The organism is Mycobacterium sp. AMU20-3851, from assembly GCF_043974665.1.
GTDB lineage: Bacteria > Actinomycetota > Actinomycetes > Mycobacteriales > Mycobacteriaceae > Mycobacterium.
This window is the reverse complement of the sequence record NZ_CP146371.1, coordinates 1,643,525-1,656,774: the sequence shown is the minus strand read 5'-3', so window position 1 is coordinate 1,656,774 and position 13,250 is coordinate 1,643,525. Positions and strand designations below refer to the sequence as shown.

The following is a 13,250-nucleotide window of genomic DNA, read 5'->3' as shown; positions in this document are numbered from 1 at the left end:
TCTGATGACCCACCCGGTGATGGCGGGCCATCAGGTCGGCATCAGTTCCTGCCATGACTTCGGTGCCCCGCCGGCGATCAGGTTGGTCTGCTGTTCGTAACGACCGTCGGGTGTCATGTACTTGCCCGTGTTCGGGTCGTAGGGGACCACCGCCACCGACGGACCGTCCCCGGCCGAGTTCGCGCTGGGCGCCACCGGAAGTGCCCCGGTCGCGGGCGCCGGCGTCACCGGCGGCACCGGCACACCGTTGACTGAATTGCCCGGTGGGGGCGGCGGGATGTACGCCGTCGGTGGGGAGGAAACCGGCGCCGGTGGTGGTGGCGGCGCGGCCGGTGCACCCGGAGGAGTCCCGGACGGCACCGCCCCCGGCGGCAACGGCGTGCCCTGAACCGGTGCATGGATCTGACCCTCGAAGGAGACCCGGTCATCCGGCGGGATGCCCTGAGCGACCAGGTTTGGATCGAAGGGCATCGGTCCGGTCAGGTGCTGGCGCATCGCGAGCGGAACGAACCCTCTTGGGTCGTTGCACAATTCGACCGTCGGCGCGCGCTTGCCCGGATGTTCCATGCAGGGGATGTTGCGCGCGCCGCGCACCGAGATCGGCGAATCGTGCGGCAGCTTGCAGTACAGGTTGTTCGGAGTGTCCACGGTGGTGGTGTCGGCCGGCGATCGCCATTGGGACGGCGGCAGGAAGCCGACCAGGCACGGGTTGGGGTCGCCGACGGTCAGGGTGAAGTCACCCATCGGCAGACCCGTCGGGTTGTTCTTCGGCAGACCGAAGGACTGCTGTGCCGCAATGTAGTTGGGCAACAGAACGAACAGCTGCTCCAGTGCCGGGTTGTAGGTCAGCAGGATCTGGCTCACCGTGGTCAGGTTCGCCAACAACACCGGCAGTGTCGGCTTGATGTCGGTCAGCAGTCCGGACACCTCTTCGGCGAAGCCGGGACCGCGCTGCAGCAGCGTGCGGACCTGCGGATCGTTGCGGACCACCTGCTCGGTGATACCTGCCAGGCTGCGCGACCAGGTCCGGATCGCATCGGTGGTCTGCACCTGGGTATCCAACAGCGGCACACTGTTATCGATGAGCGAACTCATCTCATTGGACACGCTGTCGGCGTCGCGGGTCAGCTTGCCCGCCGAATCGACGAGTGACTGGAAGTCGTAACCCGCACCGTTGAACGCCTGGTAGGTCTCGTCCAGCAGTGCGTTGAGCCGGTCCTTGGGAATCGACTGCACCAACGCGCTCATCTGGTCGAGCATCGGCCCGACCTCCTGCGGGATCGTGGTGTTCTCCGCCGAGATCACCGTCCCGTCCTGCAGATACGGTTCGGAGTCGGTGTTCGGTCGCAGATCCACATACTGCTCACCCACGGCGGACACGCTGAGCACCTGCGCCCGCAGATCCGCCGGGATCTTGGGCGACCGGTCCAGCGACAGCGTCGCGCGGGCCCCGGTGTCGGTCAACTCCACGGCGGTCACCCGGCCGATCTGCACACCGTTGTAGGTCACGTTGGAGAACCGGTACAACCCACCGGTGGCCGGCATGTCGAGACTGACCGTGAGCCTGCCGATCCCGAGCAGGGTGGGCAGCTGCATGTACCCGAACACCATCACCGCTACACCGACGATGGACGCCACGGTGAAGATGATCAGCTGCGTTCTGACGAAGCGAGTCAGCATCTATCCACCACTTCCCTGTGCGGGCGCGTACGGCCCGGCGAAGATGGGTGCCGCGGGCACCGGGGGTGACGACTGCGGGGCCAGCGGTGGCGGGGCCACCGGCAGGACCGGACCGCTGACCGGCGGCGGCGCGCCCTCGGGTGCCGGTGCGACGGCAGGCGGCGGCGCGATCGGCGCGGAGAGCGGGCTGTAGGAGTAGTTCAGGTACCACGGATCACCTGGCGCCGGAATGAGCGTCGCGTTCTCGTCACCCCACCGGGTACCGAGCAACAGGGTGCGCTTGATCCGCGGATAGGTCAGGTCGAAGACCGCGAACAGGTTCAGGAAGTCACCCTTGACGGCGCGTTCGATCGCATTGGGCCCGTATGGGAATGCCGATGCGTAGGCCAGGCCGCCGTTGATGTCGGGGCCGATGTCGGCCAGCGCCTTCAGCGCGGGTTCCAGGTTGGACAGGTCGCGCACCAGTTCCTTACCCGCATCGTTAACCAGACCGGTTGCGGTGTCACTGAATTCGCCGAGCCGCTGCAGTGCGGTGGTGAAGCGCGGCCTGCTGTCGATGAGCACGTCCAGGGCCGGTGGGATGTCCTTGAGCGCGCGGTCGATCTTGTCGTTCTGCGATGCGAATGTGCCGGCGACGGTGTTCAGCTGCTTAATGGACGCCACGATATTGCTGCGCTGGGTGTCCAGTGTCCCGACGAACTTGTCCAACCGGACGAGCAGATCACGGATCTCGGACTCCCGCCCCGACATGGCGGTGCTGAAGTTGTGGATGATGTCACCGATCTGCCCGAGGCCGCCGCCGTTGACCATGGTGGACAGCGAGGACAGCGTCTGCTCGGTGGACGGATACGTCGACGAATCACTCAGCGGGATGGTGGCCCCGGTCTGCAGCTGGCCCGACGGGGACTCCCCCACCGGTGCATTCAATGCCAGGTGCATCGACCCGAGCAGGCTGGTCTGCCCGACGGTGGCCACCGCGTTGCCGGGCACCACGACACCCGGGTTGATGTTCACCTTGACCTTCGCGTGCCACCCGTCGACGGTCATGTCACCGACGCTGCCGACGACTGCGTCGTCGATCATCACCGGTGAATTCGATTCCAGTGTCCCGACGTTGGCGACCTCGACGGTGAACTGCTGGGCGTCGCGGGTGTTGCCCTGCACGCCTGGCAACGGCAGTGAGTTCACCCCGTGGAAGGCGCACCCGCTCAGGACGAACCCGGCGGCCGTCCCGACCACCAGAGCGCGCCCGGCGGATCCGACACTGATCATGACGGCGGATTCCCTTCGGCCGGAAGCAGTGGAGCATCAGGTGCCGGCGCAGGCGCCGGTCCCGGGGGCGGGGGCGGGGGCGGGGGCGGGGGCGGGCCACCGTAGCCCGGCAACAGCAGGCCGTCGAAGGTGGTCGGACTCGGTTGTGGCGCACCGGGAAGCAACGGGGCATGCGGCGTAGCCGGCAGTCCGTTGGGGGTGTAGGCACCGCGACCCGGAGGCTGCGGAGCGTTCCACCCGGGCGGTGGCGGCACGTCGCCCGCGCCGGTGTAAGCGGAAACCGCCGGTGCCGGCTCGGGATCGCGGGGAATGCCACCGCCGTTGGGCGCCAACCGCATATCGGAGTAGATCAGCTTGTCCGGGCTGGCCGACTTGGTCAGGTACGGGTTCATCGGGAACGGCATGCCGTTGAAGTTCAACAGCCGCAGCGCAGGCCCGAAGTACTGATCGCACAGCTTCGCGGTCTCCGGAGCGGTGACGTTCTCGACGGCGCCGACCATGCCGCAGACGGCCTGGACGGGGTTACTGAAGTTGGCGAAGGCGATGGACCCTACCGGGGTACCGCTGGACACGTTGTACATGTTCAGCGTGTTCGCGATGGCGGTAGGGGTGACGTGCAGGATGTTCTCGATCGCCAGCCGGCTGTCCACCAGGTTCTGCATCACATTGTTGAGCCGCACCACCTGCTCGGAGGTCTCCTTGCGGGTGCCCGCCACGAACCTCTGCACCTCGTCGATGGCGAAGGACAGATCGTTGAGCATGGCGTCCAGACTCGACCGGCTGTCGTTCACCACGCTGGTCAGCGTCGCCAGCCGGTTCTCGAACATGACGATCTGCTCGCTGCTGCCGCGGATGGCGTCGACGAACACGTGCAGGTTCTTGATGATGTCGACGATGTCGCCGCTGCCGTCGGCCATCACCCGCGCCACGCCGGACAGCTGGGCCAGCGTCTCCCGCAGCTTCGCGCCGTTGCCGTCCATGGCGTTGGCCGCGCTGTCGATGAACCTGGACACCGAGGTGCCGTCGACACCACTGCGCGGCCCCAACTCCGTTGCCAGCCGCTCCAATTGGGTCTTGACCTGATCCCATTCCACCGGCACCGCGGTGCGCTCTGCTGGGATTACCGCACCGTCGGCCATGGCGTCCGAGTCACCGTCGCGAAACGGCGGCGTCAGCTGGACGAAGCGGGCGGCCACCAGGTTGGGGGCCACGATGATCGCCTTGGCATTCGCCGGGACCGACACGTCCGGGTCGACCTGCAGGGTCAGCTTGGTCTGCCGACCCTTGGGCTCGATGGACCGGATGGTGCCGACCTTCACCCCGGACACCCGCACCTCGTCACCCGGATAGATCGCGGTGGCGGTCGGGAAGTACGCCGTGATCGTGGTCGGTTTGAAGAACAACTGGCGCACCAGGAATCCGGCACCGATCAGCACGGCGACCACGACGCCGATGACGAGCAGTCGTTTACGTGTGCTCATCGCGGTGCATCTCCTGGCAGCGGCGGGATGACGGGCGGCGGGAACGACCGCGGCGGCAGATCACCGGGCTGCGGAATGCCGTTGACGGGGAACGGAAGTTCCGACCGCGGGCCGGCATTGTCCGGTGGTTGCCCGGCGTTGACGCCGCGCCGGAAGCCGAACGCGTAATCGAGGAAGGGCTGCAACAGCTGCCCGAACACGATATTCGGGATGAAGGCGCTGTAGTAGAACCCGTTCGACACGGTCTCACCCTGGGTGAGTTCGTACTTCGCCAGGCCGGGCAGGGCCTTGGCGATGTTGTCGCGATTCTTCTCCAGCACCGCCGACACCGAGTTCAACCGGTCCAGAGCGGGTTTGAGTTGGGCCTCGTTGTCGGCGACCACACCGGAGAGAACCTTGGATACCTGGGAGGTGTTGGCCAGCAGGTCGACGATCGCCTGCCGACGATCGTTGAGCACCCCGACGAGGTCGTTGGCATTCAGGATCAGGGTGTTGACCTGTTCGCTGCGCTTGGACAGCACCCCGGTGACATCACCGGCGCTGCGCAACAGATCGCTGAGGCTCTCATTGCGGTTGTTCAACGATTTGGACAGTCTGCTCAATCCGTCGAAGGTCGGGCCGAGTTGCGGCGCAATCTGATCGATGGTCTGCGACAGCGTGTCCAGGGACTGGTTCAGCGACTCGGTATCGGTCCCGGCGGTGTTGGTGGTCAGTTCACCGACGGCGTCGGTCAGCGAGTACGGGGACGAGGTGCGCGACAGCGGAATCTCGTCCAGTCCGCGCATCCTGCCGCTTCCCTCAGGCTGCAATGCCAGCACCCGCTCACCGAGCAGGGTGCCGGTCCGGATATGGGCCTGGGTCTCCGAGCCCAGCCCGTACTTGCCGGCCAGGGTGAACGTCACCAGCGCATCACCGTTGTCCAGCTTGATGTCCGACACCGAACCGACCTTGATGCCGGACAATGTGACGTCGTTACCGGTGCTCAATCCGCCGGCCTCGGCGAACCGGGCCTGGTAGCGCACCGAGGTCGCCCACTCGCTGAGACGTTCGGGCTGCAGGCCGACGGCGATGATCAGCACCATCAGGACGACACCGATCACACCCGATCGGATCAGATGGCCACCGCGATACTTCAGCATCGGGCGTCACACCACCTTTCTGAATCCCCGACCAAGTCCCCTATCCGGTCCGCCACGTGCATCGTCCTTATCCGCTGTCCGAGCATCGGCCCTCTTCCTGCCTGATCCACGGGAACACCACGGTGCGGCCCTGCAGATCGCTTGCGCGGACGGAGACGCCGCAGATGTAGTACTGGATGAACCCGCCGTACGCACCGAGGCGAATGGCCTTGCGGTAGTTCTCCGGCGCCTTCTGCAGCGAGACGTCGAGGCTGTCCTTCCCCGCGTCGATGTTGGTGGCCAGCCGATTGATCTCGGCGATGGTGCCCGCCAGCGGCTTCCGCGCATTGCCCAGGAAATCGGCCAGCGACGCCGTGCCGTTGTCGAGTGCGGTGATCGCGGTGCCGATCGGATCCTCGTCCTCGTGCAGACCGCTCACCAACTGCTGGATCCGGTCCACGGCGCCGGAGAATCGGTCGCCGTCCTTGGCCAATGTGTCCAGCACCGTGCGCAGTTCGTCGATCAACGACTCCACCACCTGGCTGTTGTCGGCCAGCTCGGTGCTGAACGACGAGGTCTTGGACAACAGCGATTCGATGGTTCCGCCCTGACCCTGCATGATCTGGATCAGGGAGGCGGTCAGCGCGTTGACATCCTGCGGGTTCAGCCCCTGGATCACCGGCTTGAGACCGCCGAGCAGCAGGTCCAGATCCAGTGCGGGGGCGGTACGTTCGACCGGGATCTGAGCGCCGGCCGGCTGCACATGGGTGGAGCCCGGGCCGTCCAGCAATTCCAGGTAGCGATCGCCGACGAGGTTCAGATAGCGCACGGCTGCCTTGGTGCCAGAGGTCAGCGCGACCGTGCGGTCGGCGTCGAACTTCACCAGCACATTCCCGTCGGACTGCAGCGACACATCCTCGACGGTCCCGACCCGGATGCCTGCAACACGCACGCTGTCACCGGCTTTCAACCGGGACGCATCCTTGAACACCGCCGAGTAGTCGGAGGTCGACCCGGTGCGGACCTCGGAGAAGACCGCGAACAGCGCGCCTGTCAGCAGCACCATCACCACCGCGAAAGTGCCGAACTTGAGCAGAGTTCCGCGTGATCCCGTCATCCCGGCATCCCTACCTGTGCGCTGTTGCGTGGCGGACCGCCCAACGGGCCGAACAGCATCTGCTTGAGGCCGTCCGAGTTGAGCAGGATGCCCTGGTTTCCGTACTGGTATCCGTTGGCACCGGTGTCGGCGACCATGGCCGGCACCCGGTACTCCGGCGGCACATCGGGCAGCCCGAATTCCTTGCAGTAGGAGCGCTGGGCCTTGGCTGCCACCTTCGGCAGGTCATTGGGGTAGCGGTAGCGCTCCATGCCCAGGGTCAGGCTGGCCGAGATGATGATGCCCGGGACGTCGAACGGCGGTGACTTGGAGAACGGCACCAGGCCGCCGATACCGCATCCGATGCCCTCGTGGTACTTGGCCAGCAACTCCGAGGTGGGCAGCAGGATATGGGTGAGGTCGCGCAGTGCCTGCCGGTTGCCGCCCAGCACCTCGTTGCCGACATCGGCCAATCCGATTGCGCTGATGAGGAAGGCGTCCAGGTTTTCCTGTTCCTCCACGATGCTGTTGCCCAGCGTGGTGGCGTTGTCGATGGAGTCCACCAGATCCTGTGCGCCATCGGCGTAGGCGCTGAGTACCGGGGGCATCTGCTGGGTCAGTGTCGCCATGTTGTCCAGGCTGGGCTCGATCTTGGCCAGGAAGTTGTTGAAATCTGTCAGGGTGCGGCCGAACTGCTCACCGCGACCGTTGAACGCAGCGGCCATCGCGCCGAGGGTCTCGTTCACCTTCAGCGGGTCGATCGAGTCCAAGAGCTGGGTGAGCTGCTGGAAGACGGTGTTGATCTCGACGGTGACGTGGTCGCCCTGCAGGACGTCGCCGGCGCGCACCGGCTCACCGGAGGGATCGGCAGGGTTCTGCAGCTGGACGAACTTGGCGCCGAACACGGTCGAGGAGGCGATGTCGACCTGGACGTTGGACGGAATCCGCTTGAGCTGCGCGGGATCCATGGCCAGATGCAGCACGGCCATGCCGTCGGGCCGGGACTCGATCGAGGACACCGTGCCCACCTGCACGCCGCGCATCTTCACCTTGGCGTCGGGGTTCATCACCAGTCCGGCACGCTGCGAGACGACGGTCAGCGGCACGGTCTCGGTGAAGCTGCCCCGGAACAGCCCGACGGAGAGCCCGACGATCAGCCCGATCACCACCACCGTGCCCAGACCTGCCAGGACACGCCCGTTTGTTTGCGTCATCGACTGTTGCCCCTAGCCCGACAGGTTGAAGTTGCCGTTGGAGCCGTAGATCGCCAGCGACACCAACAGAGTCACCGACACCACCACGACCAGAGAGGTCCGCACCGCGTTACCGACCGCCACGCCCACTCCAGAAGGTCCGCCGGTGGCGAAGAACCCGAAGTAGGTGTGGATGAACAGCACCGCCAGCGCCATCAGGATTGCCTGCAGGAAGGACCACAGCAGGTCGATCGGATTGAGGAAGGTGTTGAAGTAGTGCGAGTACAGGCCGCCGGACTGACCGAACAGCACCGTGGTGGTGAACTCACTGGCCAAGAAGGACAGCACCACCGCGATCGAATACAGCGGGGTGATGGCGATCATGCCGGCCACGATCCGGGTGGACACCAGGTACTCGACCGGCCGGATGGCCATGGCCTCCAGTGCGTCGATCTCCTCGTTGATCCGCATCGCGCCCAGCTGCGCGGTCACCCCGGCGCCGAAGGTGGCGGCCAATCCGATGCCGGCGATCACCGGGGCGGCGATACGGACGTTGATGAATGCCGACAGGAAGCCGGTCAGCGCCTCGATGCCGATGTTGCCGAGGCTCGAATACCCCTGCACGGCAAGGGTGCCGCCGGTGGCCAGGGTGAGGAAGCCGACGATCACCAACGTGCCGCCGATCATCGCCAACGCGCCGGCGCCCATCGAGATCTCGGCGATCAGCCGGATGACCTCACGCCGGTAGTGCATCGCTGCCAGCGGGATGCCCTTCACCGCGCGGATATAGAACAGGGTGTGATCACCCAGGGATGCCAGGGTCAGCACCGGGCGCTTGAAGGTGCGCGCCAACCGCGGATAGGTCGATTTGAGGACTGCGGCGTTACCCATGCCGGTCAGCCGTCCGTCATCTGGATGCCGATGGCGGTGACCACCACATTGACCACGAACAGCGCCATGAACGCGTACACCACCGTTTCGTTGACCGCATTGCCCACCGCTTTTGCACCCCCACCGCTGATCGTCAGCCCCCGATAGCAGGCGATCAGCCCGGCGATCAGCCCGAACAGGCCGGCCTTCACACAGGAGATGATCACCTCCGGTAGTCCGGTCAGCAGGGTGATCCCGGCGGCGAAGGCGCCCGGATTGACGTCCTGGACGAACACCGAGAAGAAGTAGCCGCCCAGGATGCCGATGATGACCACCAGGCTGTTGAGCAACAGCGCGACCAAACCCGCGGCCAGCATGCGTGGGGTCACCAGCCGCTGCACCGGGTTGATCCCCAGCACCTCCATCGCGTCGATCTCTTCACGGATGGTCCGCGATCCGAGGTCGGCACACATGGCCGTCGCCCCGGCGCCGGCCACGATCAGCACCGTCACCATCGGGCCGACCTGGGTGACGGCGCCGAAGGCCGCGCCGGCACCGGACAGGTCGGCTGCGCCGAGCTCACGCAGCAGGATGTTCAGCGTGAAGGACACCAGCACGGTGAACGGGATCGCCACCAGCAGTGTCGGTCCCAGCGACACCCGCGCCACGAACCAGGCCTGCTCGAGGAACTCGCGCCAGAAGAACGGGCGTTGGAACAGATACTTCACCGCATCCGCGCTCATCGCGAACAGGCCGCCGACGGCCTGCATCGGACCTGATGCGTTGCGTGCTATCGAGATACCGGGCGTCCACCGGTCCGGACCCTTACCTGCCATGCCTACCGGGTCCTTCCAGGATCGTGACTGCTGCTACTGCTGTCGGTCCGCCAACGTTGTGCGCCAAAGCGACTCGGGCCCCATCTACTTGATTGGACGCCTCGCCGCGCAGCTGTGCGAACAGCTCAACGCACTGTGCCACACCAGTGGCACCCGGCGGATGCCCTTTGGCCTTCAAACCTCCACTGGGGTTCACCGGCAGTGCCCCACCGACACTGGTGACTTCGGCCTCGGCGAGTTTGTAACCCTCGAAACGGTCCGCGAAGCCGAGGTCCTCATAGCTGATGAGCTCGATGCCGGTGAAGAAATCGTGTACTTCGGCGACGTCGACGTCGGCCGGGGTCATACCCGCCATCGTGAACGCCTGTTTGGCCGCCCGCACGGTGGCCGGGAAGGTGGTCAGGTCCGCCTTGTGTTGGTGCATCACCGAATCCAGCCCCAGTCCGACACCGCGGATCCACACCGGACGGTCGGTGAACCGTTGCACCACGTCCTCGGCGGCGATCACCAGCGCAGCGGCCCCGTCGCTCTGCGGTGCGCAGTCGTAAACATGGAACGGAGTGACCACCACGGGCGCCTGCAGCGCCTGTTCCACGGTGATCTCAAACCGCAAGCGGGCCTTCGGATTGCTGACACCGTGCCGGTGGTTCTTCACCGCGATCATCGCCATGTGCTCCCGGGTTGCCGGCGACTCGTGCAGATACCGGCGCACATGCAACGCGAAACCCGCGGGCGCCACCAGGCCGAGCGGATAGTCCCAGGCCTTGTCGCGGGCCATCCCCTCCCACTCCCAGAGCATGTCCGCGGAGGTGGTGTCGCGGAGTTTGTCCGCCCCCATCACCAGGGCAACGTCGAAGGCGCCCGAGGCGACCGCGAACAACGCATTGCGCACGGCGTCGTTACCGGTGGCGCACGAGTTCTCCACCCGGGTCACCGGGATGTCGGGCAGGCCCAACGTATCGGCGAGGATGCCGGCCGGGAAGCCGTCGGCGGTGCCCATCGACCCGTACCAGGCGGCCTGCAGGTCGAACTTGTCGAATCCCTTGTCGATGCTGCGGACGCAGTCGGCGAAAGCCAGTGGAAGCAGGTCCTTGAGGCCGAGCGCGAAATGTTCCCCGAAGGTGGTCATCCCGGCGCCGACGATGGCGACGTTTCTCATGACCTCCCCCCGACAATGGGAAGGATCATACCGAACGGGTTACGGTAACCGTGGCGATATTTGCGGGATCTGCACATGCGGGCTCGGCGGGCGCTCACGCGGCGGCCTCATCCGGGGCGAAGGCATACCCGTAGTCCGGGACGCCGGAGCGCACCGCCACCCGGCGCAGGGCCAGTCGGCCGCGGTCGCCGATGTCCACCATCCCGGCCGCCACGCCGGTCACCTTCACCAGCGCCCGCACGCCGACCCCGTCGAGTTCGACGATCACCAGCGAGTAGGGGGTGCGCAGCCCGGGCACCGGCACATGCACCGTCACCTCGGTGTAGACGGTGCCGGTACGCGGCAGCGGGACCAGCGCGTAGTCGGTGGCCAGGGCGCCGTCCCGGGCGACCCGGAACCGGGGCGGGAAATCGAGTTCACCGCTGCCGGGAAAGGTGCCCGCCTCCCAGCGCACCTTCGCCTCGAAGGCGCGCTCATAGGCGGCCAGCGAGATCGGGATGTCGGCGCCCTTCACATAGGTGTAGGCGGGCGCCGGTCGTGCCTCGGGTTCCCGGCGATGGGTCTGGGCCCGGCCGCCGCTGACCATGACACCGGACAGGATGGCCTGTTCGACCGCGACCAGCGGCCCGGTCTTACCCGTCTCGACCATGCCGGCCAGCGCGAAGATGCTGGCGCTGGCGCCGATGGTGGGCAGCACCGGCGGGTCGGGCAGGCACAGGTCGACGGCCCGCGCGTGGTCCACCCCGGCCACCGCGGTCGGCGTGTCCATCCAGGCGGCTTCCAGCGAGGCGATCAACCCCCGCTCGTGCAGCAGCCGGGGATCGCCGTAGTCCTGGACACCGCCGCCCTCGGTCCGGGTGCGCACCGGCAGACTGCGCGCCACCCGCGCGGCGGTCCGCACCTGCAGCCCGTGTTCGGCGGTCACCAGCGCCGCGGCTCCGGCCGGGTCGAGATCCACCCCGATGATGAGGGTTCGGGGACGGGCCGAGGTCAGCGCGTCCGCGGTGGCCGGTGCGCCACCGAGCCGCTCGTCGACCTCCAGCTCGGGGTCCAGGCCGAGCCCGGCCAGCAGGACCGCGGCGTTGCTGCTCTCCACCAGCGGCAGGTTGCGGCTCACGAGCACCACCCGCTCGACGGCGGCACCGGAATCCAGCGCCGCACGCCCGGCCTCGACGGCCAGGGTGATGGCATCCTCGTCATCACCGGGCACCCGGTGCGCGGGGGTGCCCCAGCACGGCAGGTAGGTACCGATCGACGACACGTAGGGCATGGGCTGTGTGGGGACCTCTCGGAATCTGTTAGGTGACCGCACCTGCGGTTTTGAGTTCGATGATGCGGTCCCAGTCCAGGCCGAGCTCAAGCAGGATCTCGTCGGTCTGCTCGGCGAAGCCGGGAGCGCCCCCGGTGCTCGGCGCGGTCACGTCGAACTGCACCGGATTGGCCACCAACTCCAGTTCCCCGGCCTGCACGATGTATTCGTTGGACCGGATCTGGGCGTCCTTGGCGGCCTGCAGGGTGTCCTGCACCGGGGCCCACGGGCCGGCCAGCGTCGCGAACCGCTCACTCCACTCCGGCAGCGTGCGCTTGCGCATCGCCTCGGACAGGATGTCGTTGGCGGCCGCGGTGTTCTCCGCGATCGACTCGGCGGTGGCGAACCGCGGATCGTCGATCAGGTCCTCGAGGTCCATGTGCCGGCAGACGTCGGCCCAGAACTTCGTCGGTTGCATCATGACGAAGGAGATGTACCGGTCGTCGGCGGTCGGATACAGCCCGACGAGCGGATTGAACGGCGAGCCTTGGGTTCCCGGCGGGAAGGCCTCCATCCGCTCCTGCAGGTGGTTGGTCAGGGCGACAGTGTGGCCGAGCGCCCAGAGGCCGCTGCCCAGCAGCGAGACGTCGACCACCGATGGCTCGCCGGTGCGTTCGCGCTTGAGCAGCGCCGCGGCGATACCGCCGGCCAGGTTGGTACCGGAGATCGTGTCGCCGTAGGCGGGTCCGGGCGGGCCGACCATACCGGGCGTATCCGGCGGGGTGATGGTGCGCGCGGTACCCGCCCGGCACCAGAACGCGGTCATGTCGTAGCCGCCCTTGACCGCCTCCTCGCCGCGCGGGCCCAGTGCGCTGCCCCGGGCGTAGATGACGGACGGGTTCACCGCACGGATGTCCTCGACATCGATGCCGAACTTCTCCCGGTGCCCGGGCAGGAAGCTGGTCAGGAACACGTCGGCGCGTTTGGCCAACTCAAGCAGCAGCTCTTTGCCCTCGGGCACCGACATGTCCAGCCCGATGCTGCGCTTACCGCGGTTGGCGTGCTCGATGTTCGGGTTGGGGTCACCCTCCACCCGCAGCAGACCGGTCTGGCGCAGCCCGCGCTGCGGGTCGCCGGTGACCGCGTGCTCGACCTTGACGACGTCGGCTCCCCATTCGGCGAGCACCGCACCGGCCGACGGCACGAAGCCGTACATGGCGACCTCGAGGACCCGGATTCCGTCCAGCGGCTTACTCACTCGGTCACCTCGCAGGCTCGGGTCCCGAATGACGGTCC

The 13,250-nt window shown here is 66.8% G+C and carries 11 protein-coding genes; all 11 read right to left on the bottom strand.

Annotated elements, in window-relative coordinates; all coding sequences use genetic code 11:
• Positions 1 to 30 precede the first annotated feature (30 nt).
• The 11 genes from V4U86_RS08100 to V4U86_RS08050 all read right to left on the bottom strand — a co-directional run bounded on the left by V4U86_RS08100 (position 31) and on the right by V4U86_RS08050 (position 13,212).
• Positions 31 to 1,680, bottom strand: a complete 1,650-nt coding sequence (locus V4U86_RS08100; protein WP_395310747.1) for an MCE family protein — start codon at positions 1,678 to 1,680, stop codon at positions 31 to 33.
• Positions 1,681 to 2,952 (bottom strand): MCE family protein, encoded by a 1,272-nt coding sequence (locus V4U86_RS08095; RefSeq protein WP_395310746.1) that lies wholly within the window; start codon positions 2,950 to 2,952, stop codon positions 1,681 to 1,683. It abuts the gene before it with no gap.
• On the bottom strand, positions 2,949 to 4,433 hold the full coding sequence (locus V4U86_RS08090) for an MCE family protein (RefSeq protein WP_395310745.1): 1,485 nt from the start codon (positions 4,431 to 4,433) through the stop codon (positions 2,949 to 2,951). Before V4U86_RS08090 ends, V4U86_RS08095 begins: the two co-directional genes overlap by 4 nt.
• Positions 4,430 to 5,572 (bottom strand): MCE family protein, encoded by a 1,143-nt coding sequence (locus V4U86_RS08085; RefSeq protein WP_395310744.1) that lies wholly within the window; start codon positions 5,570 to 5,572, stop codon positions 4,430 to 4,432. Before V4U86_RS08085 ends, V4U86_RS08090 begins: the two co-directional genes overlap by 4 nt.
• A gap of 67 nt (positions 5,573 to 5,639) precedes the next feature.
• Positions 5,640 to 6,668, bottom strand: a complete 1,029-nt coding sequence (locus V4U86_RS08080; protein ID WP_395310743.1) for an MCE family protein — start codon at positions 6,666 to 6,668, stop codon at positions 5,640 to 5,642.
• Complete coding sequence (locus tag V4U86_RS08075; protein WP_395310742.1) at positions 6,665 to 7,861, bottom strand: MCE family protein; 1,197 nt, start codon at positions 7,859 to 7,861, stop codon at positions 6,665 to 6,667. Before V4U86_RS08075 ends, V4U86_RS08080 begins: the two co-directional genes overlap by 4 nt.
• 12 nt (positions 7,862 to 7,873) lie before the next feature.
• Positions 7,874 to 8,731, bottom strand: a complete 858-nt coding sequence (locus V4U86_RS08070) for an ABC transporter permease (RefSeq protein ID WP_395310741.1) — start codon at positions 8,729 to 8,731, stop codon at positions 7,874 to 7,876.
• 5 nt (positions 8,732 to 8,736) lie between these two features.
• Positions 8,737 to 9,546, bottom strand: coding sequence for an MlaE family ABC transporter permease (locus tag V4U86_RS08065; protein WP_395310740.1), 810 nt, complete (start codon positions 9,544 to 9,546; stop codon positions 8,737 to 8,739).
• Positions 9,536 to 10,705, bottom strand: a complete 1,170-nt coding sequence (locus V4U86_RS08060; protein ID WP_395310739.1) for a thiolase C-terminal domain-containing protein — start codon at positions 10,703 to 10,705, stop codon at positions 9,536 to 9,538. Before V4U86_RS08060 ends, V4U86_RS08065 begins: the two co-directional genes overlap by 11 nt.
• A 94-nt stretch (positions 10,706 to 10,799) precedes the next feature.
• Positions 10,800 to 11,975 carry an OB-fold domain-containing protein gene (locus V4U86_RS08055; protein WP_395310738.1) on the bottom strand — a complete coding sequence of 392 codons (1,176 nt, stop codon included), beginning with the start codon at positions 11,973 to 11,975 and terminating at the stop codon, positions 10,800 to 10,802.
• 28 nt (positions 11,976 to 12,003) lie between these two features.
• Positions 12,004 to 13,212 carry a CaiB/BaiF CoA transferase family protein gene (locus tag V4U86_RS08050; RefSeq protein WP_395310737.1) on the bottom strand — a complete coding sequence of 403 codons (1,209 nt, stop codon included), beginning with the start codon at positions 13,210 to 13,212 and terminating at the stop codon, positions 12,004 to 12,006.
• Positions 13,213 to 13,250: the final 38 nt, after the last annotated feature.